Source organism: Citrobacter sp. Cpo071 (genome assembly GCF_030332765.1).
Lineage (GTDB): Bacteria > Pseudomonadota > Gammaproteobacteria > Enterobacterales > Enterobacteriaceae > Citrobacter > Citrobacter portucalensis.
Window position 1 is genome coordinate 66200 of record NZ_JAOWHE010000028.1, and the last position, 22817, is coordinate 89016.

General features: G+C 49.8%; 32 protein-coding genes. 24 read left to right on the forward strand and 8 right to left on the reverse strand.

Going from position 1 to position 22817, the window contains the following annotated elements; all coding sequences use genetic code 11:
* Positions 1-6: 6 nt before the first annotated feature.
* Positions 7-507 (forward strand): cell-envelope stress modulator CpxP, encoded by a 501-nt coding sequence (gene cpxP, locus OGY09_RS00790; protein ID WP_008787022.1) that lies wholly within the window; start codon positions 7-9, stop codon positions 505-507.
* A gap of 188 nt (positions 508-695) precedes the next feature.
* On the opposite strand, the gene OGY09_RS00795 is transcribed toward cpxP, so the two are convergent.
* The 3 genes from OGY09_RS00795 to OGY09_RS00805 all read right to left on the reverse strand — a co-directional run bounded on the left by OGY09_RS00795 (position 696) and on the right by OGY09_RS00805 (position 2888).
* A complete protein-coding gene (locus OGY09_RS00795; protein ID WP_286589775.1) occupies positions 696-1676 on the reverse strand; it encodes a phage integrase in 981 nt (326 codons plus the stop codon).
* A gap of 142 nt (positions 1677-1818) precedes the next feature.
* Positions 1819-2112 carry a helix-turn-helix domain-containing protein gene (locus OGY09_RS00800; protein ID WP_032174420.1) on the reverse strand — a complete coding sequence of 98 codons (294 nt, stop codon included), beginning with the start codon at positions 2110-2112 and terminating at the stop codon, positions 1819-1821.
* Positions 2113-2408: 296 nt separating this feature from the next.
* Positions 2409-2888 carry a hypothetical protein gene (locus OGY09_RS00805; protein WP_032174421.1) on the reverse strand — a complete coding sequence of 160 codons (480 nt, stop codon included), beginning with the start codon at positions 2886-2888 and terminating at the stop codon, positions 2409-2411.
* A 213-nt stretch (positions 2889-3101) separates the two neighbouring features.
* Between OGY09_RS00805 and OGY09_RS00810 the strand changes: the two genes are divergently transcribed.
* From OGY09_RS00810 to OGY09_RS00840, 7 genes are all read left to right on the forward strand, one after another.
* Entirely contained in the window at positions 3102-3374 is a 273-nt protein-coding gene (locus tag OGY09_RS00810; protein WP_032174422.1) for a Cox family DNA-binding protein, read from the forward strand.
* A gap of 20 nt (positions 3375-3394) precedes the next feature.
* Positions 3395-3580 carry a DUF4761 domain-containing protein gene (locus tag OGY09_RS00815; protein ID WP_233471372.1) on the forward strand — a complete coding sequence of 62 codons (186 nt, stop codon included), beginning with the start codon at positions 3395-3397 and terminating at the stop codon, positions 3578-3580.
* A complete protein-coding gene (locus OGY09_RS00820; protein ID WP_032174424.1) occupies positions 3580-3861 on the forward strand; it encodes a hypothetical protein in 282 nt (93 codons plus the stop codon). The genes OGY09_RS00815 and OGY09_RS00820 overlap by 1 nt, the downstream gene beginning before the upstream one ends.
* Positions 3862-3941: 80 nt before the next feature.
* Positions 3942-4109 (forward strand): hypothetical protein, encoded by a 168-nt coding sequence (locus OGY09_RS00825; protein ID WP_157920733.1) that lies wholly within the window; start codon positions 3942-3944, stop codon positions 4107-4109.
* A complete protein-coding gene (locus tag OGY09_RS00830) occupies positions 4102-5085 on the forward strand; it encodes a DNA adenine methylase (protein WP_032174856.1) in 984 nt (327 codons plus the stop codon). Before OGY09_RS00825 ends, OGY09_RS00830 begins: the two co-directional genes overlap by 8 nt.
* On the forward strand, positions 5085-5258 hold the full coding sequence (locus OGY09_RS00835; protein ID WP_172944130.1) for a hypothetical protein: 174 nt from the start codon (positions 5085-5087) through the stop codon (positions 5256-5258). The genes OGY09_RS00830 and OGY09_RS00835 overlap by 1 nt, the downstream gene beginning before the upstream one ends.
* Positions 5259-5267: 9 nt before the next feature.
* Entirely contained in the window at positions 5268-7706 is a 2439-nt protein-coding gene (locus OGY09_RS00840) for a replication endonuclease (RefSeq protein WP_077757943.1), read from the forward strand.
* Positions 7707-8067: 361 nt separating this feature from the next.
* Here OGY09_RS00840 and OGY09_RS00845 read toward each other — a convergent pair whose 3' ends face one another.
* The 5 genes from OGY09_RS00845 to OGY09_RS00865 form a co-directional block, all read right to left on the reverse strand.
* A complete protein-coding gene (locus OGY09_RS00845) occupies positions 8068-8865 on the reverse strand; it encodes a hypothetical protein (protein ID WP_148725490.1) in 798 nt (265 codons plus the stop codon).
* Positions 8852-9292 carry a hypothetical protein gene (locus OGY09_RS00850; RefSeq protein ID WP_032174427.1) on the reverse strand — a complete coding sequence of 147 codons (441 nt, stop codon included), beginning with the start codon at positions 9290-9292 and terminating at the stop codon, positions 8852-8854. Before OGY09_RS00850 ends, OGY09_RS00845 begins: the two co-directional genes overlap by 14 nt.
* Complete coding sequence (locus tag OGY09_RS00855) at positions 9267-10346, reverse strand: hypothetical protein (protein WP_032174428.1); 1080 nt, start codon at positions 10344-10346, stop codon at positions 9267-9269. The genes OGY09_RS00850 and OGY09_RS00855 overlap by 26 nt, the downstream gene beginning before the upstream one ends.
* A 459-nt stretch (positions 10347-10805) precedes the next feature.
* A complete protein-coding gene (locus tag OGY09_RS00860; protein ID WP_502873200.1) occupies positions 10806-11867 on the reverse strand; it encodes a phage portal protein in 1062 nt (353 codons plus the stop codon).
* The gene (locus tag OGY09_RS00865) at positions 11867-13591 is read right to left on the reverse strand and encodes a terminase large subunit domain-containing protein (protein ID WP_286589776.1); all 1725 of its coding nucleotides are present in this window, start codon (positions 13589-13591) and stop codon (positions 11867-11869) included. The genes OGY09_RS00860 and OGY09_RS00865 overlap by 1 nt, the downstream gene beginning before the upstream one ends.
* Before the next feature lie 156 nt (positions 13592-13747).
* Between OGY09_RS00865 and OGY09_RS00870 the strand changes: the two genes are divergently transcribed.
* The 16 genes from OGY09_RS00870 to OGY09_RS00945 all read left to right on the forward strand — a co-directional run.
* Positions 13748-14587: a GPO family capsid scaffolding protein gene (locus tag OGY09_RS00870; RefSeq protein ID WP_286589777.1), complete on the forward strand. Its 840-nt coding sequence runs from the start codon at positions 13748-13750 to the stop codon at positions 14585-14587.
* Between the two features lie 23 nt (positions 14588-14610).
* Positions 14611-15696 (forward strand): phage major capsid protein, P2 family, encoded by a 1086-nt coding sequence (locus OGY09_RS00875; RefSeq protein WP_286589778.1) that lies wholly within the window; start codon positions 14611-14613, stop codon positions 15694-15696.
* 43 nt (positions 15697-15739) lie between these two features.
* A complete protein-coding gene (gene gpM / locus OGY09_RS00880) occupies positions 15740-16564 on the forward strand; it encodes a phage terminase small subunit (protein ID WP_286589779.1) in 825 nt (274 codons plus the stop codon).
* Positions 16565-16661: 97 nt separating this feature from the next.
* Positions 16662-17159: a head completion/stabilization protein gene (locus OGY09_RS00885; RefSeq protein ID WP_199146907.1), complete on the forward strand. Its 498-nt coding sequence runs from the start codon at positions 16662-16664 to the stop codon at positions 17157-17159.
* Positions 17159-17359, forward strand: coding sequence for a tail protein X (locus OGY09_RS00890; protein WP_032237387.1), 201 nt, complete (start codon positions 17159-17161; stop codon positions 17357-17359). Before OGY09_RS00885 ends, OGY09_RS00890 begins: the two co-directional genes overlap by 1 nt.
* Complete coding sequence (locus OGY09_RS00895; protein ID WP_247799510.1) at positions 17350-17646, forward strand: phage tail protein; 297 nt, start codon at positions 17350-17352, stop codon at positions 17644-17646. The genes OGY09_RS00890 and OGY09_RS00895 overlap by 10 nt, the downstream gene beginning before the upstream one ends.
* A complete protein-coding gene (locus tag OGY09_RS00900) occupies positions 17630-18172 on the forward strand; it encodes a lysozyme (RefSeq protein ID WP_286589781.1) in 543 nt (180 codons plus the stop codon). The genes OGY09_RS00895 and OGY09_RS00900 overlap by 17 nt, the downstream gene beginning before the upstream one ends.
* Positions 18169-18543 (forward strand): hypothetical protein, encoded by a 375-nt coding sequence (locus tag OGY09_RS00905; protein ID WP_286589782.1) that lies wholly within the window; start codon positions 18169-18171, stop codon positions 18541-18543. Before OGY09_RS00900 ends, OGY09_RS00905 begins: the two co-directional genes overlap by 4 nt.
* A complete protein-coding gene (lysC, locus tag OGY09_RS00910; RefSeq protein WP_286589783.1) occupies positions 18494-18715 on the forward strand; it encodes an Rz1-like lysis system protein LysC in 222 nt (73 codons plus the stop codon). The genes OGY09_RS00905 and lysC overlap by 50 nt, the downstream gene beginning before the upstream one ends.
* Positions 18702-19154: a phage tail protein gene (locus OGY09_RS00915; RefSeq protein WP_032237384.1), complete on the forward strand. Its 453-nt coding sequence runs from the start codon at positions 18702-18704 to the stop codon at positions 19152-19154. The genes lysC and OGY09_RS00915 overlap by 14 nt, the downstream gene beginning before the upstream one ends.
* Positions 19151-19789, forward strand: coding sequence for a phage virion morphogenesis protein (locus tag OGY09_RS00920; RefSeq protein ID WP_286589784.1), 639 nt, complete (start codon positions 19151-19153; stop codon positions 19787-19789). Before OGY09_RS00915 ends, OGY09_RS00920 begins: the two co-directional genes overlap by 4 nt.
* Positions 19786-20367 (forward strand): phage baseplate assembly protein V, encoded by a 582-nt coding sequence (locus OGY09_RS00925; RefSeq protein WP_286589785.1) that lies wholly within the window; start codon positions 19786-19788, stop codon positions 20365-20367. The genes OGY09_RS00920 and OGY09_RS00925 overlap by 4 nt, the downstream gene beginning before the upstream one ends.
* On the forward strand, positions 20364-20732 hold the full coding sequence (locus tag OGY09_RS00930) for a GPW/gp25 family protein (protein WP_286589786.1): 369 nt from the start codon (positions 20364-20366) through the stop codon (positions 20730-20732). The genes OGY09_RS00925 and OGY09_RS00930 overlap by 4 nt, the downstream gene beginning before the upstream one ends.
* A complete protein-coding gene (locus OGY09_RS00935) occupies positions 20719-21612 on the forward strand; it encodes a baseplate assembly protein (RefSeq protein ID WP_247799518.1) in 894 nt (297 codons plus the stop codon). Before OGY09_RS00930 ends, OGY09_RS00935 begins: the two co-directional genes overlap by 14 nt.
* On the forward strand, positions 21605-22219 hold the full coding sequence (locus OGY09_RS00940) for a phage tail protein I (RefSeq protein ID WP_181540171.1): 615 nt from the start codon (positions 21605-21607) through the stop codon (positions 22217-22219). Before OGY09_RS00935 ends, OGY09_RS00940 begins: the two co-directional genes overlap by 8 nt.
* A partial coding sequence (locus OGY09_RS00945) for a phage tail protein (RefSeq protein WP_286589788.1) occupies positions 22209-22817 on the forward strand: 609 nt, incomplete at its 3' end. The genes OGY09_RS00940 and OGY09_RS00945, both read left to right, overlap by 11 nt.

Here is a 22817-nt window from a genome sequence, read left to right on the forward strand (position 1 = left end):
CAAGTGATGGGCAAAGTTACCGCTGCCGTCATGGCCTCAACGCTGGCACTCAGTACATTTAGCCATGCAGCTGAAGTCGTCACAGGCGATCACTGGCACCTGGGTGAAGGCTCATCGCAACGCAGCGTTCAGAGCCACATGTTTGACGGTATCAGTTTAACCGAACATCAACGTCAACAGATGCGAGATTTAATGCAGCAGGCAAGACACGAACAGCCTCCTGTTAATGTTAGCGAAATGGAGACAATGCATCGCCTTGTCACCGCAGAGAAATTTGATGAAAGCGCAGTGCGCGCTCAGGCAGAAAGAATGGCGCAAGAACAGGTTGCCCGCCAGGTTGAAATAGCCAGGATCCGCAATCAGATGTATCGCCTGTTAACGCCAGAGCAGCAAGCGGTTTTAAATGAGAAACATGAACAACGAATGGAGCAACTGCGCGATGTAGCGCACTGGAAAAAAAGCTCATCGTTGAATTTATTGAGTAGTAGCAACTCACGTTCCCAGTAGTAACCCTGTTTTCCTTGCCATAGACACCATCCCTGTCTTCCCCCACATGATGTGGGGGTTTTTTTTATCAATAACTTACGTATAACCACAAGCAAAAACAGCCACTTATAAAAAGCTGGAGCCAGCCTGGGCCGTTTTGAATTTCCCAGAGTGTGGACGTAATGTGGACACTCTGGGTCACTCTTATCTTAAAGCGATACGCCACCGGCAAGCGGATTTAGTGAGACAGCATTTTGCAGATAGTCTGGCGAAAGATGCGCGTAAACCATCGTTTGCTGAATGCTGGCATGTCCTAAAATCTGCTGTAACGCGATAATGTTTCCTCCGTTCATCATGAAATGACTTGCGAAGGTATGACGCAGAATATGTGTTGCCTGGTTCGGTGGTATGTCTGCTTTTACCGCCTTCAGAGTCAGACAAAATTTTTCATAGTCCACTTTAAACAGTTTCGCGCTTGCCTCCTTTTTGATCAGCTTTTCCAGTTCGGCAGAAATTGGAACAGTGCGCTTTTTACCGTTTTTGGTCTTCAGGAACGTCACACGGCAATTGACGATCTGCGAGGGCTTTAATGTTGCCAGTTCAGACCATCGCGCGCCGGTGCTGACTCCCAGAAGGGCAATCAATCTTGCATCGCCGGTTAATGCATTTAGCAAACTGCTGATCTCTTCCTTTTCCAGAAATGTCATTTCTGGGTTTTCTTCAGCCAGTGGTGGCAATCCATGCACTGGATGGGTACCGGAAAACTCTTCCAACTGAATCAACTTGGTGAACATACCTGAAAAACGATACATATCACGGTTAATGGTTGATGCCTTGATACCGTCACGAAGTCGCATAGAACGGTAGTCCATCAGAAGCCGTTTGCTCACGCGGCTAACGGGTATGTCACCGATGCCGCCGATCGTCTTCGTGAGGTGGTTAAATTCCTTCTCACCGTGTTCATGGTTTTGACCGTGATACTTCCACCAGGTATCCAGTAATTCAGATAGAGATCTGCGATCTGTTCTCTGGCCCGCCCATTCCTTCTGATTAGCGTTCGCTAATGTGTAGCGCTCAAAGGCAACTGCTTCAGCTTTTCTTTCAAATTTCCGGCGGATGCGACGTCCTTCACGCCCGCGCGGTCTGATATCCACTTCATAACGCCCATCATCGAGTCTTTTGATAGTCATAAGACCCTCCGAATAGAGCTTTCAAACTTGCCCGGATTAGTAGTTACTGTCCGAGGTTTCTTACTTACTTCGTTGTAACGCCTGAAATTATATTTCCTTACAAGTAAACAACTTATGTAATAAATATAGGCCCGGTTAATCGTCAGCCAGTTTTGCGGCCTGAGGGTGACGAGGTTGTTTCGTCTTGCCCAGAGTGTGCGACGACCGGGGAGATTTGCCCGGCTTCTGGTGCTGTGTCGTCAGTCATAATCCAAAGTGTGTACTTCTTGAATTGTGGGGCGTTAACGATCTGCTTCACAATCTGAAGGCCTGGTTCTTTATGGCCTCCTTCGTAGTTCTTGAGCGAACTTAGTGCCACTCCACTGATTTCACAGAATTTTGCCTGTGTTAGCCCTTCTGCCTTCCGTATTGCCCGGAGCTTTTCCGATGTTTTCATTTGACAAAGTTTCCCCTTGGAGACTATATTTGCCCCAAAAGGTACTCGAAAGGAAACCTTTTAGAGCGAGAGTCCAGCAGGTCAGGAACCCTCCTGAGCCGTTTTAAAGCCGCTGGATCTTACAAGGTTAGCATGTAACCAAGTGGGGATGAATCATGCAGGGATATGTTGTTTATGTTGATTCTGGGGTGGTAGGCGGGGCATTACGCAAGGTCTATTCAGAATGTGGGGTGTTCGTGGGGGTTGTGCGGTATGAGTGAGCCGGTGCAAAACCGGCTCATATAGCAGTGGACGATTTAGCGTGGAATACCGACCGTTAACAAAGCAATTAACTTTTCAGGAAAATTAAGATGCTCCCGACTTTCAATTCCCATAGAAATACATGCCTTGTTTCGAGCGGGGTTATCCATGCACTCCATTACAATGCTATCGAATTCCTCAATCATAGAGAGACGTGCGGCAATCTCATCCGTACTCAGTTTGTTAATATCATCAATAAGAGCGGAGTAGCGTTTAGTCTGTTGTTTTGCTGCTTCCGCCCTTTCTCCGAAATGCCAGGCAATGCGGCACCCGCTAAGAATGGCGATGACTCCACCGAACAACCAACTGAAAGAGCTATTAGCAAACACGGATGCGCCAAGTATCAGCACAAGGGCGTTGAGTACGGTATCAATACGGCGGTTGAATATTTCGCCTATACGCTCAAGCCAATAGCTATTCCATATCCGAAAAATCAAAGCGGATCGCTTCTGATACTCAGTTGGTTGGGTGTTCATATTTATTTAATCCTCATCATCTTCGCCGCCTTTGCTTTTTTCTGGAGAGGGGGCGGGTTTTCTAGGTACGTGAAATTTATCCGTATCGGACATGAATTTACTCCTTGTGGTGGTGATGGTTACGCCCGTTCCGGCAAGAACTGAGGGCGTAAAAAATATACCACAAAACCCTGATCCGGGCAGGGCTTTACCCGGCAACTAACTGGAGGTTTTATGGAAGCAAATGACTATGTAATTCAGTACCCGCTAGACGCGGTTCATCCTGATAAGTTCGCGGAATTGCTGGGTAAACCACGCACAGCCGTACAAACCATGATTGAAAAAAATAAGCTGCCGGTTATTGAGTTTCGTGATCCGTCGAAGCCAAAAGCGCGCGCGGGTGAAAAGCTGGTTTTTGTTCCTGAGTTCAATCGAGGCGTACGTGAGGCGTTTTATAACCGCCCTGTAGAACAGCGCGATGCCTGGTTGCTCTGGATGGGCCTCTGATAGCTCAAGCGAAGGGATTGATGATGCTTATCCAAATCAACAGCAAGACAGCAATCTATCGCGGCTTCACCATCGTGAAGCTGCCACGCAAAAAACCATACTCGCGCCAGCGCTACCAAATCACTAAAGGCGGGAATTATCTGGGGCTGGACTTCGGTTTGTCTCAGGCCCGCCAGACGATTGATCAGCTTCATCGGGGGAAATAATGACTACTTCAACCGCAGCAATTCTGAATGCCCGCCAAAGCGTCAACGCTTCCCGGCAGGACGGAACCCGCACACCGTCCCGCAGTGGTTATAGCCCCAGTCATCAGCACAGCAAGTCGCGTAATGTTGTTCAGGGAATGGCATTGTCTGATATTGCGAGAAATGGTTTTGAGGTGCGTTGTAAAGAGACGGGCATTCAATTTTCTATTCTTCCGGGCGGCTCTATTTGTGACGCCTTCAGTGTTGAATTAGAAAAATACTGGAATAGCGGTGCTCGTTAATTAAATAACTGCAATCTGAATCTGTTTATTTACGGCATTTCTGCCGGGGCTTCGCTTTATCTTTTTTCAGGAGGTTGATTATGACAATTCAAACAAATGAACGCGCGCACCTGCTTGGGTTGTTACGTATCAAATTAACCTTACTGAAAAAAGAAAAGCTGTCCACCAATGAAATTTATCGCAGCCTGGAAGACTGGATCTACAACAGAGAAAAGGCCGCAGAAATCAAGGAGCAAAAAAATGGTTAATTCCCCTCTGATCTGGGCGGGCGGCAAGTCTCGCGCGATGCCTCATGTACTGGAGGCTTTGCCAAAGGGTGAATGTCTCGTTGAGCCTTTTGTAGGTAGTGGTAGTGTCTTTTTGAACACTGACTATAAAACCTATATTCTGTGTGATAGCAACGCAGCGCTTATGAACTTCTATTCAATATTGAAGAGCAATACTAAATCGTTGCTAGATGTCGCTGCTACTCTATTTGATGGCGGTAATAATGAAGATGCATATTATAAACGCCGCAATGAATTTAATGATTTTAATCGTGGTTTTCCCCAGCATAATAAAAAAACTTCTGATGGAAAGGTTTATTATCAGAGTGAACTTGTAAAGTTTGCAGCATTATTCCTTTATCTAAACCGTCATTGCTATAACGGTTTATACCGAGTGAATGGGAAGAATGAATTTAACGTTCCATTTGGTCGTCGCCGCAAGCCAATTTTCCCTGTTGCAGAGATCCAGCACTTTGCAAAACGAGCATATGAGAAAGGTGCTCAGTTTCTTTGCGCTGATTTCCGTTACACCATCCCTGTTGCTAGTCGCATATTTGAGCGCACAGTAATTTACTGTGATCCGCCTTACCTGCCAGCGAGTAAAACGGCTGATTTTACCGCGTACGGCAAACCCTTCACTGTCGATGATCACCGTGACCTGGTTGAGTCATTGATTACCGCTCATAACAACGAAGGATGCCTGTCTGTTTTTTCCGGTAGCGATACCCCGGAAACCCGCAAAATTTACTACCCGTTCACCCTTAATTCATTCGAAATCCGCCGATCTGTAGGGGCCAAATCTCGCAACTTGGCTGGCGAGGTGATCGGCTCTCTACGCGTTTGTGGTTGTTGTGGGCGTACTGGCGGCGGTTGTCCTGATTGCGGTGCTGTGATGGGTGATGCGACCTATTCAGAAATGGTTGCCTCTGGTGCTTTTGATGATCAGGAGGTGTTCTGATGAATCCCGTTGAGGTCGTTGTGACAAAGGTGCTGGATGTGCTCCCGCGCCGTAATTACTGGATAACTCGTGTTGAGGTTCTGGGCGAGGGGGGTTACAGCAATACAGATCTGATCACCTATTCAGAACGTGACGCCAGAGCAATACAGCCAGGCGACACGGTTTCCATCTAAGGCGGATTGATGACTTCAGTTCGCCGCGCCCATAGCATGACCTCCATGCCGGGAGGTTCGGTTGAGCCAGCCCGGTATGCTTACGCCTGGAATGAGCCTAAACAGGCCATTTCCGTCGATAAGACTCCCGCTGTTGACCTATATGAATTGGGTCAAGAGCAGGAGTTTTTCGCATGGGTAGAAGATACCCTCAAGCCGTTACCTTCTTTCATTCGCCGCCGCATTGCTTTTTACATAAATACCGTTCACGAAGATAAAGGGCGTCATATCGCAAAACTGAAGCTGCGCGATATCGTTAAGCGCGAGCTTCCACACGTCCGTAACGTCACGAATCAATACGCAGTACCAGAAGACAATGATTGGATTATTTTCTCTGAACTAAACCCACTATTTCACACGTTTGAAAATCTGCGTGAGCTAGCGCACCGCTTTAATAATCTGGCTGATAGTACCGATGAAGATATTGATTTGTTGGCACAGGACATTGCTATTTATGCCAATGCCGTTTTGGCTGAAGTGAGTGAAGGCGCGAGCGTGTTTAGTGATGCTGAGTACGGCAAACGCATGGTGCGTGAAGGCTCTAGACTAATTGCGTATTTCAGGTTGGTGGCACCTTGGGCTAAGAAGCGCCGGATGGCGCCTGATGAAGCGGCGGCGGCAATACAAAAAACCATGCACGATCGCTTTTGGTCACGCCTTCTGCGCAAGTACGCCCGCCGCTGGCGTGAGCATTTGCACATTGCTTATGGTGATGTGCGCCGCGATGTTTCACCGTATTGCAGTAAACACCACGTTACACAGTGGGATTCCCGCCGTAAGCGTAGTCGCGAAATTATGAGCCGTCTTGAACTTGAAGATCAGGTAACTGGCGAGCGCATTTCGCTGATAGAGCAGATTGATAAAAGTATTTCTAACCCTGAAAAGCGCCGCGTTGAGTTGATGACGCGCATTGGTGGCTTTGAGAAAGTGGCAACAGAAAGCGGTTTTGCCGGTAGTTTCTTCACGTTGACCGCACCGTCTAAATATCATGCTTTTACAGCATTCGGGCATCGTAACCATAAATGGAACGGAGCAAGCCCACGCAAAACACAGAACTACCTTAATCACGTCTGGCAACTGATCCGCGCGGAGCTTGCGCGCCGTGAGATTCCTGTTTTTGGCCTTCGCGTTGCTGAATCTCACCATGATGCTACTCCGCATTGGCATGGCCTTCTGTTCACTGCCCCAGAACATACCGGCGAGTTGTTGGAAGTGATGGAAGACTACGCCACACGTGAGGATGCAGACGAGCTAACCGGCAAGACTGGCAAGCAACCGCGCTTTGAGCTTAAGCCAATAGATCCGGCTTTGGGGAGTGCTACTGGCTATGTTGTTAAGTACATATCTAAAAATATTGATGGCTACGCGCTGGATGGTGAAAGCGACGACGAAAGCGGACGTCCACTGAAGGAAACAGCAAAACACGCTACCGCCTGGGCTTCATGCTGGGGCATTCGTCAGTTTCAGTTTTTGGGTGGTGCGCCGGTGTCTGTCTGGCGCGAGTTGCGCCGCCTGAAGAATCAGGAAATGGCAGATCGTATCAGTCCGGTTTTCGGTGAGTTACATCGTGCCGCACATGCGGGGAACTGGCAGGACTACATTACCTTGCAGGGTGGCCCGTTCGTGGCACGGAATAGGCTTGTGTTGCGCGCATGGTATCAGTACCGGGATGAGCCGAGCAGTTACGGCGAGTTTCAGAGAGTCATTAAAGGCGTAGTCATGCCAGCATCGACTATTCCTCCGGTTGAAACCCGTCTCCATTCTTATCGTATTGTCAAAATGAAGCCAAAAGCAGACGACGACGCTGGTCGAGGTTTTGACCTTAAGGGCGCGCCCGCGCCCTCTTGGACTCGTGTCAATAACTGTACCGAGTACAAAAAACAAACAGATTCACCGCCTGTTTATCCGACAGATCTGACTGTGCCAGATACTGATGCACTCCCTGAACAATTTGAAATTGGTCAATTGAGCCGAGATCAGAGAAAACAAATTGCGGTGGACCTCAGAAATCACAAACCAAATCAGCGTGTTTCACCTGCTGATCAGTTTGAGGCGCTCGCTTTCAGCATCACTACCGGTGACTGTACCGACTATGACCGGGTTAGGGCAGAAAGTTATCTGAAAGCAGCACATGCAATCCGGCAGGAAGAAAGCACGGTGAGCGAGAATGTTGCTGCACTTGCTGAAAAGATAATGAGTTGGGCAAGGTTAAGAAAAATTAAGATTAACCCTGTGCAGGCGCTGAAACTAGCAAGGGGTGAGGAGGTTACAGCGCTCGATACGATTTACCGAGCCAACCTAATCACTGGGGAACTTATTGTGACTGGCGTGGACATGCATTGGCGTAAAACTCTTGCAAGACATCAGACAGAGGATCTAACCCTCCGTTGGAGGAAAGCAATAGGTTAAACGTCAAATATCATTTTCGTCGTCTATGTTGCTATCATCACAAGCTAGATTGAGGTGAAATGATGGTAATTGAAGGCCAGCTTTATGGGGGTAGTCCAAGCCCAAGCAAAGGGGCATTTAGAAAGAAATGCTTATATTCTGTCAATTATTGTTTTTGATCTTGGAATATTAGTGGGCTTAATTTACAGTGGGAAAAATATCACTTAACCTTGAAGCAAATATTTTACAGGTTTGGGTTTTAAAAATTTTTCTTTCAAAATAGTTGAAAAATTGGACAGCAATGAAACATGTTGGTAGAAATAAGCCGTTGATTTTACGGCTTATTTTTGAACACAATCACTATAGAGAACTTATGTCAGAATTAGTCATCTAATGCTCCATCAAAATAGATCTTTAATGCATTAAATAATTCTTGATAATGATTGCTATTGAAATCACCAGCTTCCCAAAGTTTGTACTTATCCTTAATGGTGTTTTTTGCAAATCCCTCTTTAAGGGTTTTGTTTACCACGCCACTTTTATCAAGAGGCTTATGATAAACGTCAACATAGAAGCATCTTACATCAAAATTCGCCCCTGTTGGCTTTATTACATTAATATCAGAATAGTAGCAATTGTCTTTAACATGTTGATACGATGAAATATTTAAATGACCTAAAAGAGGTAAGACATCTTTAATATTTCCTTGGGTCGTGCAATATGCTGTCCACTCTTGTTTATACAAATATTTCAGCCAGTTATTGAAAAGTGTATTAGATTTATCTTTTTGGTAATATATGATCAGGCCGCCACTATTATCTCTTTTTATATATCGTGTTAATAGTTGTAATAAGCCTTCAAAAATTTTCTGGTATCCATAACCAATTTTAGCTTCTGCAATCCAAACAAATTCACCACCATTAGTTTTAGTGGTAACAGTTATATCAACACTGCCATTCTTTTTTGTTTGTTCGGTAGCCCGATAACCAAAATGTCCCAGTGATGTTACTATTGTATGGCTGAGTTTATCCTCATCATCACAATAGTATTTATCACTTGATGACTCCATGGTTTTTATTATTTCTTCGATATCTTTGAAAAGTTGATTATGAAAATCACTTTCAGTTATAAAGTAATCACGACGAACGAGATTAGTAGCAAGTGAATTAGTGTTCATCATAATTCACCAGGCAATAAAAACTGAGATATTTTGGGTCGAAATCTTCAATTTCAACACCATTGTCATTCACCGGAACTTCATTATTAGTCATGAAGTTATTGTACTCGTCCTGATGAATGTCAATTCGTTCATTATCAACCATCTCATAACAATATTTGATCTCAAATAAATTAGAATTGCCACCACTAAAAAAGCGGACAATTTCCAATAAGTCGGATGTTTTTTTTGCTTGAGTAGCAATTTGTAAAGTATGAATAGTATAAATATCAAGCTCAATATTATCAGCAATATAATTTAGTAGGTTGTGATAGTTCTGCAATTTACTCGGTTTAAAAAAAACCGAGTTTTTGCATAGTTCATCAACCAACTCATGTTGCTTTAAAATAATGGGCAACATTTTTTTATACCGTTCTGCTAAGGATGTCATTTATCACCCCATAGTGTGAAACAGTGTCGGCCATTTTATTAAAATAAAAAGCACCACAGAATTGATTGTTTGCCCAGTCATTTTTATTAGGTTCAAATCCTATTTCATTCGATAACGATTCTGAACCAATTTTATAATCAAAACGAGCAGAAACACCACATACCTTCAAATTGGATATAGTTGAAGTTGAAGTATTGCCTTTATTCGTCTCAACCACTTTTCTGTTTCTGGCGTCATAACTAGGTTTCGTTCTACATTTAAGGCTAGCATCCTCATCACCAACAGGATCGACGAAATCTACCTGCACTAATCGGCCAAAGGAAGCATCGTTGTATATATTATTAATTGCTTTATAAAAATTGACAGTTTCTAAATTTAAAGAAACATTGTTTTCAGACAAAAACTCTAAAAACTTAATTCTTAAATCAGTAATTGCTCGTTCGAAAACGCGACGACCAAGTTTACGATCAACCCTATATTCAACACGACTTAAGTCATTAGGAATGAAAACTGTATTGAAAAATTGAACAGGGTATTGGTTTGAGCGTAATTTACTTCTCCCACTGATTTTCTTAATTAACACATAAGAAAAGATAATTGCTACACCATCTCCCATGTTTTCGACAGAAGTAATGAAATGCCCTGGTGAAGCAGGTAGTCCACTATCTTCATCAAGCTTCATAGGGAATGCATCACGAAAACATTTTTCATAATTAGAATAATTAGCAAACTGAGAAATAGCTTTAAGGTTTCCACCTCGAATAAAATCAATAGCATAGTAATGATTTACAGAGGTTATTATTTTTAGCAATAATAATTTGAGAGACGCCTCAGTTGCAAGCTTATGAGCCATTCCAGGATTAGAAAGCGTTCGTATGATACTGTCTTTAGTTCCTGCCCATCGGGTTCCGATCTGGAATCCATAAGGTGTTCCTACGCGACGAAAAAATCCTAATTCTTCAGTTTGCTCAAGAGAAGTAAGAATCTTTTCAACTTCTTTTTGGTTAAATGTAGGCGCAGATTGGGTGGCTCCAAGCGCAGTTTGAGTAGTCATTTATTCTTCATTCCATTGCTGAGGCAAGTTAAGTCTGTTTAGTTTACCCAAGCGTTGATTTTATACAACAAAACATGCAGCGTTTAAGCAAGAGATATTAGTGTTTTTTGACATTTTCTACATATTTTCAACTGCACAAGCGTGCACAAAAACGCACAATAAACAGGGTTTTATTTTTGATGGATCTCCGCAGGATCTGCGCTGGTTAGCAGCGGATCTGCAAGTGCACAAAAACAGGCGTGTTTGTTGCGCGCAGGTGACGGGGGGAAAGCCCGCGCGGCGGGGTGGGAAGGGGTATACCTCAAATATAGGGAAATTGGCGCAATTCTGGCGCGCTGCGGCGTTCTGTGTGTTGTGTGCGGGTAATGGCGTGTTTAGATGATGGGGCGCTTAGAATGGCGCTGGCGCGCCGTGTGTTGATTTTATGCGGAGAGCGCCGCCGGGGTGGCGGCGGGTTGGTTATTTCATGGTTTCCAGCAGGGCGTAAGGTTTAAAGCGGATCACTTCTTCTCCCAGCCAGTCGTTAACGTGCTTCAACGCTTCCATTGCTGGCATTAGTTCGTTGATGGCAAACACGCGCGCGGCCTTCTCCACATCACCGAATGAGCCGTTGCCGTCCGGCATGGCCCCCATCAGTTGTGGTGGTACGCGGTGAGCTGCCAGGATGTCATCGCGTGTCGCTGATTTAATATTTAAAAACTCATCCTTTGCCGATATCTGGCTGAAGGGCATCAGTTGCACCCCATCTTTACCGCCGCCTGGCGCGTGGATAACTACGTTCTTAAATGCCCCTTTGTTCCTGGCTCCTGCCAGCGTTTGCTGTATGACTTTTACGCCAGCGTCGTCCACCTGTGATGTGCCGATATACAGAATGCATCCGGCATGAGATCCGTTTTCGTAATACATCTTGCGGAACATATCCGCCGAGTGTGACAGGCTGGCTGACAATAGCGCGCCCATGTACTCCGGCATTCCGTAGATCTCCTGATGAATGTCAGGGTTCAACACATGGCAGACCGAGCCGGTTTTAAAAGCTGATTCGTCTTTCCACTGCCTGATAAACCAGTATGTGTCCAGGTCAGTGCCACGCCGGGTGTATTTCGCGGGGGAATGGCGGAGCGGCAGCCGCCCGCCTAGTCGGTTCTTTCGTTCTTCCAGGTAGAAGTTGCCAAACACAAACCAGTCAAGCGCCAGGGCGGAGAACGTCTGGCGAGACAGTAGCGGGTGTGGGATGAAACAGCCCGCCAGCGCGTTGCGCTTGAAGTACAGCGCTGACTGGTGCCAGGACGCCTTGCCGAATGAGCGCGCAAGCCCGTACCAGTCCACCGGCGTTTCGTAATATCTGCCGTTGTCGGCGCAATACATATTGTCGAGCAGGTCGTAAGCGTCCGCGACCTGGTATGGCCCATCAAAGGTGAAGGCGCTAAGGGCTGGATCGCGCTTCAGTGCTTCACCAATATCATGTTGCTGTGTGCCGTCAGTAAGCATAGTCAGGCCGCTTTCGTGTGTTGTTGTGTTCATTAAAACTCTCTTACGGAACCGCCGCCGCTGCCGTTCTCACGTCCAAGCGGCTCGTTGATGACTGCCAGCATATTGGCCCAGGCTAAGTCGCCATGACTGACACCGCGCGCACGGTCAGTGTCATAAGTAACCATGCCGCCTGGTGTGGTGATTTTTCTGACGGCGTTGAATGCTGACACTAACGCCTGTTCACTACGGTCATACTCCCAGCGGCCCGCGCGGATCACCTGCTGCATTTTGAGTACCAGGGTGCGCTTTGATGACAGCGACATGATGAAGCAGACCGCCGCCGGGAAGAATTTTTTGACCAGTTGCCAGACCGCTTCACCAATGCCGGTGCCGTCAATGGCGATGTGCCGGACGTTGTATTTAATGGTCAGGTCTTCGATCACTTTGGCCTGCTCTTCAAACTCCATCCCGCGTAGCTGTCGCGTTTCTATCGTGCGGAACTTGCCACCACTGACCAGGGGAGGGGCAACCACGGAAACAGCGCCGCTGTCACCGTTGCCGCTGCCACCGTTGGCGTCGTAGCCTATCCAGACTTCACGATCACCCAGCGGGCGGGGTGCGTAGGGTTTCCAGTCCTGCCAGTCGTCGTAGCCGTCCGCGCCACACGTCAGTAGCTGATTGAGTGAGAAAACCGCCTCGCCTTCTCTGACGAACTCACACATGTACAGGTTGGTGTATTCGTCCGGGGTGTTTTCGTCCTGGATTTCCTCCAGGTCGGTGAACTCCCAGCCGTGGTCGATCACGTCCTTCAGGGTGACAATCTGCCGCCAGGTTTTGTCCGGGCATAACAGGCCGCTGTTGAGGGTCTTCCAGCTTGTGTCGAAGTCTACCCGGCTGGGCTTGGCCCGCTTCTCATTCCAGCGCTTGCCCGTCCAGAAGGGGTAGGCTTCGTGGCTTTCGCTCGATGGCGTTGAAAAGTAAGTGCGCGTAAGCCCTTTCAGGGTTGCCATAGCGCCAGCCACTTTGCGAAGGTTGGCAAAGTTGCCTACCCAGAAAAATTCATCAAAAAACAGGTTGCCGGTGTAGCTCTGCGCGGTAGCGGCAGACGTGCCGAGAAAATGCAATTCAGCCCCGTTAGACAGCAAAATTTTGTCACCGCCCTTTAGTTCTACGTCTACCTCTTCGGCAATCTTCTGAATGAATCCCCGGAACTGGTGCGCCTGGCGGCGTGAAGCGGACAGAAAAATCTGGTTGCGTTGGTATCCGTGCTTAACGTCATCCCGCAGTGCCTGTAATAGCGCTTCGCGGGCAAAATACCAGGTTGCGCCAATCTGGCGACTTTTCAGGATCATGCGGTTTCGTTGCTGGCGCTGTTCAAACCATCCCTGCTGATGCCAGGCCAGAGAGTCCTGAATTTTTTCCCGCAGCGCGGCGATCTGCGCTTCGGTGAAGTGGTTTTTCTTCTTGCCCGCGCGCGCTTTCTTGAAGGGTTGCGCCGGTTGGCCTTCTGCCAGCTTCTTCACCTGGCGCGTGAGTGCGTCGATTTCCTTCAGATCGCCGCCGGTCTTTGTTGGTTTCATCGCGATTTGGCATAACCGGGCATCAATAGATTGTGTGACGCGCTGAATCGCGGGCGTTTCGTCCCATTCGTCGCGCTTTTTCCACGAATAAACCGTGTTCTGACTGATACCCATCAGGCGTGCGATCTCTGCTGGCGGGTAGCCCTGCCAGTAAAGCTGCTTTGCTCTCTGTCTTACAAATGCGTCCTGGATCATGCGGTGTCCTCTCGTTTCGATGGAGAGATTAACCCGCGCGCGTGGGCCGTTCCCGCTGTTTGGGTTGTGGGCCGTCTCTGACAACTAAAACGCGTTGAGACAATGACTTAGCAACTGACATCATGGAAAAACAGAAACCAACCGGCAGGAAATAACATGAGTGAATCCAGCAAGCCAACCCGGAAGAAATTCCGTGTTGCTGTCTCAGGAACGACCGTCGATGGTCGTGAAATTAGCGGGCAGCACCTGAAGGATGCAGCGGCGAACTACAGCCCCAGCGTCTACAAAGCGCCAGTGAACATGGAACACTATTTGTCACCTCTCCCTAGTAGCGAATTTAGCGCTATGGGTGAAGTGGTATCGATGAGCGCTGAAGACATCAAAGAAGGGCCGTTGACCGGACGCGTTGCCCTTTATGCCGAAATTGAACCTTCCGAGCGAATGAAGAAGCTCACCGATGAAGGTAAAAAAGTACATACCAGTATTGAGCTTTATCCGCGTTTCGCCTTAAACGGCGGGCCTTACGTGGCGGGCATTGCGATGACTGATACTCCCGCAAGCCTCGGAACTGACCGCCTGAAATTCACCGCTGAGCAGCGCGCTCAGGTTATGAAATTCAATAACCAGCAGGGCGAAGCGCCGATGATTACCGATGTCATTGAAGCGGACGTTATCGAACTGGCGAAACAGCGCGGTGATGAAGGTAAACAGTGGTTTAGCCGCGTAATGGGCATTCTGACCAAAAGCCATAAGACGGAAAGTGAGCAATTCAGCCAGGTTCGCGAAGTGGTTGAAGGTGTCGCCACGTCTCAGGCTGACCTTATCGATCAGGTGGTGACGCTGACAAGCCAGCGCGCTGACGACGCAAAGGAAATTCAGAAGCTGACCAGTGAGCTGACCGACCTGAAAACCACGCTGGCTAAACAAGATGCCAGCACCTTCAGCCGCCAGCCCGCACAGGGCGGTAACACCGGCGTCGAACAGGCCGATTACTAACCACGCAAGCGAGAATAAAACACATGGAAAACAGTACCCGCGTACTTTTTAACGGCTATATCGATCGCCAGGCCAATTTAAGTGGTGTTCGTTCAGATGATGTCGCCAAGTCCTTCAGCGTTGAGCCGTCCGTGCAACAGCGCATGGAAAAGGCATCAATGGAAAGTGATGATTTTCTGAAGAAAATTAACGTCTTTCCGGTAAAAGCCCAGGAAGGCCAGAAAATCCTGATCGGTAGTAAAGGCCCGATCGCCAGCACCAATAACAGCAGCGATGGTTCGGCCCGCCGTAACCCTGTAGACAATCACTCTAAAGAGTCGAGCGACTACCGTTGCCGCAAAACAAACTACGACTCCGCTGTGAGTTATTCGCAGTTGGACGCCTGGTCTATGCAGCCTAATTTCCAGTTATTGATCAGCGAAGCAAACGCCCGCCAGATTGCGCTGGACCGCATTATGATTGGTTTTAACGGTACGTCTTACGCGGATGTGTCTGACCGTGCAGCCAATCCACTGTTGCAGGATTGCGGCGTTGGCTGGCTTCAGAAAATCCGCAATGACGCCCCGCACCGCATCATCAGCAAAGTCACGCTGACTGCGCGCGATGAAGATAACAAAATTGTCGCCAAAGGTACTTATGGCAACCTGGACGCGGCTGTTTTTGACGCCAAAAACACGCTGTTGGATTCGTGGCACCGCAAAGCGCCTGATCTGGTTGTGATCCTGTCTTCTGATCTGTTGACCAGTAGCTATTTCCCGAAACTGAACGCCCTGAGCCAGACCAACCCGAACAGCGAATTGATCGCGGCACAGTTGATTGTGTCCAGTGAAAAAGTTGGCGGTCTGCCGGTGGTCTTCGCACCGTACATGCCTGATGACTGTGTGCTGATCACGTCGCTGAAAAACCTCTCTGTGTATTACCAGTTGGGCGCACTGCGTCGAACCATCAAAGAGGAACCGCAATATAACCGCGTGGCTAACTACCAGTCCTCAAACGATGACTTCGTTGTAGAAGACTACGGCAAATGCGCATTCATTGACGGGATCACCTTCGCGGAGGCCGCCCCGGCATCGTTATCCGTAGAGCCTGACGAGAACGCGGGCGCGTAACTGCAATTGCGGGCGCATATGCGCCCGCCACTTGGAGACAAAAATGTTAACCCCAGCGCAAAAACACTTTCAGAAAGTGATGGCTGATCGACGCGGAGACAGTGCCGCACAACATAGCGTTGTGCGCACCGCGCATGAGCAAATTTTGCATCGTCTACGCCTCGATCAGGCCTCTCTTAAAGCGGTGCAGTCCACTGAAACAAAAGCTGTGATGAAGCGTGACATGTTGCCGGGCTACCAGGGCTGGATTGATGGGACTCTGGAGGGCGACAGCGGGCGACAGGATGAAGTGATCACCACGATGATGCTGTGGGCGATTGACTGCCAGGACTACCCACAAGCGCTGAAGATTGGGCGCTATGTGGTGAAGCATGGCCTGTCTATGCGTGACGACTTCAAACGTACTGCTCCGGTGATGCTGGCTGAAGAAATCAGCAATCAGGCGCTGAACGTGGCGACGACTGACGCTGAGGCGGATATGTCGGCTTATATCACCGTGCTGGATGACCTGGCGGAGATTGTCGCCGGGGCTGATATGCCGGACGAAGTGCAATCCAAGCTCTGCAAGGCTCGCGCTTTCTCACGCCGTGGAACGGCTGACAATGAGACAAAAGGCGAAGCGCTAAAACTGTTTCGCCGTGCGACGGAACTGAACCCCGCAGCGGGCGTGAAACGTGAAATGCAGTCCATTTCACGTGAACTGAAGAAGCTGGCGGCCCTGCAACCGGAAGCGACAGCACAACCGGAGCCTGTGCCGGTTGTCGCAGAGAAGAAAACCGAGCGTAAGCCGCGCACGGATAAAGCCGCGAAACCGGCAGCAAAAAAACGCGCACCGCGTAAAACGGCGAAAGATAAAAAAGAATCTTAACGACTTCGGCCCCGACCGACAGGAGGCACACGCGGAGATCTGCCCGTAACTGGTCTTTTCACCGCGTGTCCACCTCCTGACTTTTTAAGGAGCGCTCATGAGTAGCCTGGTTGCTACAAAAACGCCGTTTCCGGCTGGCAGTGACGTAACTGATGTTGATGACGGTGATTCCACTGTAACGGCGGGAAGTTTCTGGCCTGTCATTAACCTGAAGGATTTACGTCTTGCCGCGCGTATTACTGGCGGCGTCACTACTTCGCGACTGATGCACGTCACTACCGAGGCTGTGGGACACGTTATCGAGCAGCTTGAAGAGTGGCAGATCAATCAGCAGGGGCTGGGCTATGAGGCGCTGAAGAACGTGCCCGCCGTGGAGATAAACGGCGAGAGCGTGAAGGTGTATCGCTACCGTCGTGCGGTTTATTCCATTGCCCGCGCCCTGGTGATTGAAGGTTATCGGGACGTTGATACCACGCCAAAAGGCGACAAAGACGCCGCCGCGCTGGATTTGCAGCGCGAAGATCTCTGGCGTGATGCTCGCTGGGGTATTGCAGACATCCAGCGCAAGCCACGCGTTTATGCGGAGTTGTGCTGATGAAGGTCACCGCGTTACAGGGCGATACGCTGGATCAGCTATGTCACCGGCACTACGGAAAAACCAAAGGCGTTACTGAAGAAGTATTGACCGCCAATCCGGGTCTGAGTGGACAGGTTTTTTTAAACGCAGGGCAGGTGGTTGAAATGCCGGACATTGATACCCAGCCCGCACAAGAGATGGTGCAGTTATGGAGTTAAATTCGTTTCACCGGCTGTGGGACTGGATCACCTGGGTTTCTTCATCCATCAGCGTTGGTGTTGGTGTGATGACGTGGAATGAAAAACTGGGGGTTGCCGGTCTGGTTTTGGGTGTCCTGTCCGGCTGGCGCGCCTGGGTACATCGTGCGCGGGTGGAGAAGGCACAGGCCCGCCGAAACTCGCTGATTGAGCAAATTCTTGATCAGGCCGAGCGCCGGGGGCTTACCGATTTTGAGCGGGTGAGGCTGGCGCAATTCCAGGCGGGTGACGATGAAGACGGTTATTAAGCGTTGTTCTATCGCCGTTATTGTTGCTCTGGGCTTATCAATGTCGCCCGATGCGCTGAGAACTTCGCCGGAAGCACAGCAAAAAATAGCCTCCTGGGAAGACTGCCGTAACACGCCTTATTACTGCACCGCCGGAGTGTTGACCGTGGGGATCGGCTCCACCGGTAGTGTGGAAAAACGCGAGTACAGCAACGCTGAAGTAGCGCGCCGGTGGGTTAATGATATGCAGCATTCTGAACGCTGCGTAAATCAGAACTTCAACGGCGAAGCGATGCCGCAAAAGGTGTTCGAAAGCATGGTTGATGGTGGGCTGAATGTGGGTTGTACGGGCTTGATGTGGTTTACCGATAAGCAGGGTCGCAAACAGCGCACAACCATCTGGAAAAATGCCCAGGCTCACAACTGGGGCGGCGTCTGTGATCGTCTAACTGACTTTGTAAACAGTGCCGGTAAGCGCTCGCAAGGGCTGGTCAATCGGCGCACTGACTTTCAGGCGTGGTGCCGGATGGATGCGGGGGCGCAATGAAATCAATTTTATGGGGTTTGGTGCTAACCGCTCTTACTTACGGGGCCGGGTATTACCGGGGATATACAAGTGGCGTGGCGGATGACAACGAACAGAAGTTACAGCGCATGTTTGATGAAAGTGAAGCCGTGATAGGCGAAATGCGTGATCTGTCTGCTGATGCGCGAGCGGTGCTGGCAGAGGCCAAAAAAGCGAATCAAACACGCAACCAGGCGGGTGAAGAACGCCGTAAAAACATAACTGAGGGGATGCGTGATGATTCGTGTGCCAGTGCTCTTGCTCCTGTTGCTGTCAGTGATGGGTTGCTCAGAAAAAATCAGAGTGCAAACGCGGCTGATTCACGAGCCGATACCGGAAAGCCTGACCGATGAAACGCCCACGCCGGTGCTGAAAAAGCCGGTGACGTGGGGTGGCATTGGGATTTGGGCGGATCAGTTGCATGACGCGCTTGATACCTGCAATGCGGATAAAAGTGATATCCGGGCGCTAAATCTGTTGCGCCTGGTGCGCCAGAAGGGAGGGGAACCACATGCTGAAAATTAACTCATTGCGTAGCGCGCTCACCAGGGCTAATCCGTGGTGTCGTGCCAACCCTGAAGCCTTCAGCGTTTTTATTGAATCTGGGCATGTTGAGACGACCGGCGAAACGGCTGACTTTGTTTACGCCTATACGCTGTGTCTCTTTGTGATGAATTTTGCCGGTGATCTGGATGATTTCACGTTACCGCTGATGGCCTGGCTGTGGCAGGAGCAACCGCAACTGTTGTTGAACCCGGAGAAGAACAAAGAAATTAAGTTCACAACCGCAATCAATAACGACGACACCGCCGATCTGTTTTTTGAACTGCCTATTAGTGAACGCGTGATTGTATCGCGTGATGAAGCCGGGAAGCTGACCGGAAAGCATAAGCCGGAACCACGCCCGCGCATGATGCCAGAGTGGGGCGCGATGTTGAGCGAGCCAGGGAGTGACAACCCATGAATGCCGGTGATGTTCACGTGCTGGATCAGTATTTCGCAGACATCCTGGCAGGGGCGTCATCCAGTGGGCGGGCCAGAACGGCGCGCGCTGTGGGTAAGGTTTTACGAATTGGCCAGCAACAGCGCATACGCGCACAGCGCAACCCGGACGGAAGCCAGTACCCGTCACGCCGCCGTAAAACGCTGCGCACCCAGCAGGGGATCGCCTTTATCTGGGAAGGGCAGTTACGCCGGTTGAAAAACTGGCATAGCGGGCGCGGTAAGTACGGGCGGACTATTACCGGATTTGATGAAGACCGTAATGAGATCCGCACGTTCTACCGTGCCGATATTGAGCGCTATACGGAAATTAATACCCGCGCGGGCCAGCGTCCAAAAGTGGTCAAGGCTCCGATGTTCGTGAAGCTGAGAACCGCCCGCTTTATGAAGGTGAAGGCATCCCGTGAGGGGGCTGAAGTGGGTTACAGCGGCATGGCGGCCCGCATTGCCCGCATTCATCAGTACGGGTTGCGTGAGCAGGTGGGGCCGGGGTCATTTGCGAAGTATGCGCCGCGTGTCCTGTTGGGAATTTCTAAGGCCGATGAAGCACTGATCCGTAGCGCGGTGATTAACAGCCTGGGGGGGGGCGGGGCATGAGTGCCGAACTGTTGCGCCTCCTGTCTAACGTGCTCCGCGTGGGCATGGTTTTTGACATATCGGAAGACGGTAAGAGTGTGCGGGTGCAGAGCGATGATTTGCAGACGACCTGGCTTCGCTGGACGACAACGCGCGCCGGTGCTTTCAAATTCTGGTGTCCACCGTCGCTGGGCGAGCAGGTTTTGCTGGGATGTATTGGCGGCAATCCTGAAACCGCCGTTTTGCTGGGCAGCTTATACAGCAAAGAAAACGATGCCCCCGCCAGTAGCCTGATGCAAATGATGATCACCGCGCCCGATGGGGCTGAATTTAGCTATGACGCCGAGGCGGGCGCACTGAGTGCCGGCGGCATGAAAACCGCCACTATTCAGGCAGCAACAAAAATCACGCTTGATGCGCCAGAGGTGGAATGCACCAACCATCTGAAAGCGAAAACCTTTGATTTCACTGAAGGCGGCAAGATGACCGGCGATGTAACTCACAGCGGCGGCGCACTGAAGTCAAACGGCGTCCAGGCTGACGATCATAGTCATGGTGGTATTGAGAGTGGCAATAGCAGGACTAAGGGGACGGCATGACGGCGAAATATACGGGAATGAACCAGGGCGGTACAGGCACGCTTTCAGATAGCGATCATCTGTGGCAGTCCGTGAAAGATGTATTGCTGACGCCGTTAGGGTCGCGTGTGATGCGCCGGTCGTACGGCAGCTTGTTACCTGACTTGCTGGACGCCCCGAAAAACGAAACAACACGCCTTCAGCTAATGAGCGCCACGGTGATTGCGCTGACGCAATGGGAACCACGGATAGCACTTAACCAGGTCGATATTACGTATTCAGACGCCGGGGCCGTGACGGTTGAGTTAAGCGGATTGGTTACCACAACAATGCAGCCGGTAAGCGGCGCGGTAAAAGTGAAGGAGTCAGGCAATGGCAACGGTTGATTTATCTGAACTTCCACCGCCGGAGATTATCGCGACGCTGGATTATGAAACCATTCTGAGTGATGTCATGGCGATGATCATTGCCGCATACCCGGAAGAAAAACAACCGGCAATAGCGGCGGCAATGGCGCTGGAGTCAGAACCCCTGACCGTGATCGCTCAGGTGTTTTCCTACCGTGAATTGATGTTTCGACAAACGATCAATGACGGTGCTGGCGCTTGTATGTTGAGTCACGCCAACGGCGGCAATCTGGATAACCTGGTTGCCAATAACAACACAGTTCGCCTAGTGGTTACGGAGGCGACAGATACAACAGATGCGGTAATGGAAAGTGATGCCGCGCTGCGCTTACGGGCACAATCGGCATTTGAAGGGTTAAGCGTTGCTGGGCCTACCGGCGCTTATGAATATTTTGCTAAAAGCGCATCGGGGAAAGTTGCTGATGTTAAGGCGTCAAGTCCGGCACCGGCTGAAGTTGTCGTTTCTGTGCTCTCTGCTGAGGGTGACGGAACGGCTTCAGACGAGCTGATCGCAACGGTCAATGCAAAGTTATCAGACGAGAGTATTCGCCCCGTTGGTGACCGGCTGACAGTCCAGAGCGCTGAGATTATCAGTTATGACATCAATGCAACGCTGTATCTCTACCCTGGCCCAGAGTCAGAACCCATTGTGAACGCTGCTGAGGCGTCGTTGCAGAAGTGGCTCAAAAGCCAATGGCGGATCGGGCTTGATGTTGCCAGGTCTGCAATTCTGGCGGCGTTACACGTGCAGGGCGTGCAGCGTGTGGAACTGGATTTACCTGAACGGCTGATTATCAGCGATACACAGGCGGCGCGGTGCGCTTCGGTCACCATCACGAGAGGCGGAACCGATGAATAACAGTCTGTTGCCACCTTCAGCCAGTGATTTTATGCGCGGTGCCGAGGCCGCAACCTGGCGCGTGAGTGATTTACCCGTAGACCTGAAAACGCTGTGGAACCCTGATGAATGCCCGGTTGCTTTACTGCCTTATCTGGCCTGGGCGTTATCGGTTGATCGCTGGGATAAAGGCTGGTCAGAACAGACAAAGCGACAGGTGATTAAATCCGCCTGGCTGGTACACCGGCAAAAGGGAACTATTGCGGCGCTGCGCCGTGTCGTTGAACCGTTCGGCTTCCTGATAAAAGTCGTTGAATGGTGGCAGAACGGAGGCGAGCGGGGAACATTTCAACTTGAAATTGGCGTTTCTGACTCAGGGATTACAGAAGAAACCTATCTCGAGCTTGAGCGCCTGATCGCTGATGCAAAACCATGTTCACGCCACCTGACCGGTCTTGCAATCAGTATGCAGGCTAAGGGAGAGGTATACGCCCACGCCGGGTGTTATGGCGGTGACGTGATGACTATTTATCCCTATATGCCTGAAGCCGTAGAAGTCAGTGGCGGGTATTTTTCCGGGGGCGCAATTCATATTATTGATACGTTAGAGGTAACAAATGGCGGCTAAATTCTTTGCTCTGCTGACTAATCAGGGGGCGGCAAAATTATCAAATATGGCTGCGCTGGGTGAGAAGTTAGAGATCACTTCGCTCGCAGTTGGTGACGGCGGCGGCATATCTCCAACGCCAAACCAGGCACAGACAGCGCTGGTTAACGAGGTACGCCGCGCCCAGCTTAACTCGCTGTCAGTGGACGATAAAAACGCCAGTCAGATTATTGCGGAACAGATTATTCCTGAATCCTCTGGCGGGTGGTGGATTCGTGAAATCGGACTCTTTGACGCTGATGGTATCTTGATCGCTGTGGCTAACTGCCCGGAGACGTACAAGGCCACAACAGAGGAAGGATCAGGCCGTACGCAGGTTATCAGGATGATGCTCACGGTATCGAGCACAGACGCCGTTACCCTGAAAGTTGATCCATCGGTTGTGCTGGCAACCCGGCAGTATGTTGATAGTGCTGTTATTGAAGTGAAAACCTATACAGACAACGCGATGAAAAAGCACGTTGCCGCTGCTAATCCGCATAGTCAGTACCTGTTGATTGAAAATGCCCTTAAAGAATTAGCTGAGGCCGGGTTGGTTGGCGATGTTCTCAAAAACCTT

What these genes read in the sequence shown, in the direction of transcription:
- cpxP (WP_008787022.1), top strand. Translation starts at nt 7, where the DNA reads ATGGGCAAAGTTACCGCTGCCGTCATGGCCTCAACGCTGGCACTCAGT.
- OGY09_RS00795 (WP_286589775.1), bottom strand. Translation starts at nt 1,676, where the DNA reads ATGACTATCAAAAGACTCGATGATGGGCGTTATGAAGTGGATATCAGA.
- OGY09_RS00800 (WP_032174420.1), bottom strand. Translation starts at nt 2,112, where the DNA reads ATGAAAACATCGGAAAAGCTCCGGGCAATACGGAAGGCAGAAGGGCTA.
- OGY09_RS00805 (WP_032174421.1), bottom strand. Translation starts at nt 2,888, where the DNA reads ATGAACACCCAACCAACTGAGTATCAGAAGCGATCCGCTTTGATTTTT.
- OGY09_RS00810 (WP_032174422.1), top strand. Translation starts at nt 3,102, where the DNA reads ATGGAAGCAAATGACTATGTAATTCAGTACCCGCTAGACGCGGTTCAT.
- OGY09_RS00815 (WP_233471372.1), top strand. Translation starts at nt 3,395, where the DNA reads ATGATGCTTATCCAAATCAACAGCAAGACAGCAATCTATCGCGGCTTC.
- OGY09_RS00820 (WP_032174424.1), top strand. Translation starts at nt 3,580, where the DNA reads ATGACTACTTCAACCGCAGCAATTCTGAATGCCCGCCAAAGCGTCAAC.
- OGY09_RS00825 (WP_157920733.1), top strand. Translation starts at nt 3,942, where the DNA reads ATGACAATTCAAACAAATGAACGCGCGCACCTGCTTGGGTTGTTACGT.
- OGY09_RS00830 (WP_032174856.1), top strand. Translation starts at nt 4,102, where the DNA reads ATGGTTAATTCCCCTCTGATCTGGGCGGGCGGCAAGTCTCGCGCGATG.
- OGY09_RS00835 (WP_172944130.1), top strand. Translation starts at nt 5,085, where the DNA reads ATGAATCCCGTTGAGGTCGTTGTGACAAAGGTGCTGGATGTGCTCCCG.
- OGY09_RS00840 (WP_077757943.1), top strand. Translation starts at nt 5,268, where the DNA reads ATGACTTCAGTTCGCCGCGCCCATAGCATGACCTCCATGCCGGGAGGT.
- OGY09_RS00845 (WP_148725490.1), bottom strand. Translation starts at nt 8,865, where the DNA reads ATGATGAACACTAATTCACTTGCTACTAATCTCGTTCGTCGTGATTAC.
- OGY09_RS00850 (WP_032174427.1), bottom strand. Translation starts at nt 9,292, where the DNA reads ATGACATCCTTAGCAGAACGGTATAAAAAAATGTTGCCCATTATTTTA.
- OGY09_RS00855 (WP_032174428.1), bottom strand. Translation starts at nt 10,346, where the DNA reads ATGACTACTCAAACTGCGCTTGGAGCCACCCAATCTGCGCCTACATTT.
- OGY09_RS00860 (WP_502873200.1), bottom strand. Translation starts at nt 11,867, where the DNA reads ATGAACACAACAACACACGAAAGCGGCCTGACTATGCTTACTGACGGC.
- OGY09_RS00865 (WP_286589776.1), bottom strand. Translation starts at nt 13,591, where the DNA reads ATGATCCAGGACGCATTTGTAAGACAGAGAGCAAAGCAGCTTTACTGG.
- OGY09_RS00870 (WP_286589777.1), top strand. Translation starts at nt 13,748, where the DNA reads ATGAGTGAATCCAGCAAGCCAACCCGGAAGAAATTCCGTGTTGCTGTC.
- OGY09_RS00875 (WP_286589778.1), top strand. Translation starts at nt 14,611, where the DNA reads ATGGAAAACAGTACCCGCGTACTTTTTAACGGCTATATCGATCGCCAG.
- gpM (WP_286589779.1), top strand. Translation starts at nt 15,740, where the DNA reads ATGTTAACCCCAGCGCAAAAACACTTTCAGAAAGTGATGGCTGATCGA.
- OGY09_RS00885 (WP_199146907.1), top strand. Translation starts at nt 16,662, where the DNA reads ATGAGTAGCCTGGTTGCTACAAAAACGCCGTTTCCGGCTGGCAGTGAC.
- OGY09_RS00890 (WP_032237387.1), top strand. Translation starts at nt 17,159, where the DNA reads ATGAAGGTCACCGCGTTACAGGGCGATACGCTGGATCAGCTATGTCAC.
- OGY09_RS00895 (WP_247799510.1), top strand. Translation starts at nt 17,350, where the DNA reads ATGGAGTTAAATTCGTTTCACCGGCTGTGGGACTGGATCACCTGGGTT.
- OGY09_RS00900 (WP_286589781.1), top strand. Translation starts at nt 17,630, where the DNA reads ATGAAGACGGTTATTAAGCGTTGTTCTATCGCCGTTATTGTTGCTCTG.
- OGY09_RS00905 (WP_286589782.1), top strand. Translation starts at nt 18,169, where the DNA reads ATGAAATCAATTTTATGGGGTTTGGTGCTAACCGCTCTTACTTACGGG.
- OGY09_RS00915 (WP_032237384.1), top strand. Translation starts at nt 18,702, where the DNA reads ATGCTGAAAATTAACTCATTGCGTAGCGCGCTCACCAGGGCTAATCCG.
- OGY09_RS00920 (WP_286589784.1), top strand. Translation starts at nt 19,151, where the DNA reads ATGAATGCCGGTGATGTTCACGTGCTGGATCAGTATTTCGCAGACATC.
- OGY09_RS00925 (WP_286589785.1), top strand. Translation starts at nt 19,786, where the DNA reads ATGAGTGCCGAACTGTTGCGCCTCCTGTCTAACGTGCTCCGCGTGGGC.
- OGY09_RS00930 (WP_286589786.1), top strand. Translation starts at nt 20,364, where the DNA reads ATGACGGCGAAATATACGGGAATGAACCAGGGCGGTACAGGCACGCTT.
- OGY09_RS00935 (WP_247799518.1), top strand. Translation starts at nt 20,719, where the DNA reads ATGGCAACGGTTGATTTATCTGAACTTCCACCGCCGGAGATTATCGCG.
- OGY09_RS00940 (WP_181540171.1), top strand. Translation starts at nt 21,605, where the DNA reads ATGAATAACAGTCTGTTGCCACCTTCAGCCAGTGATTTTATGCGCGGT.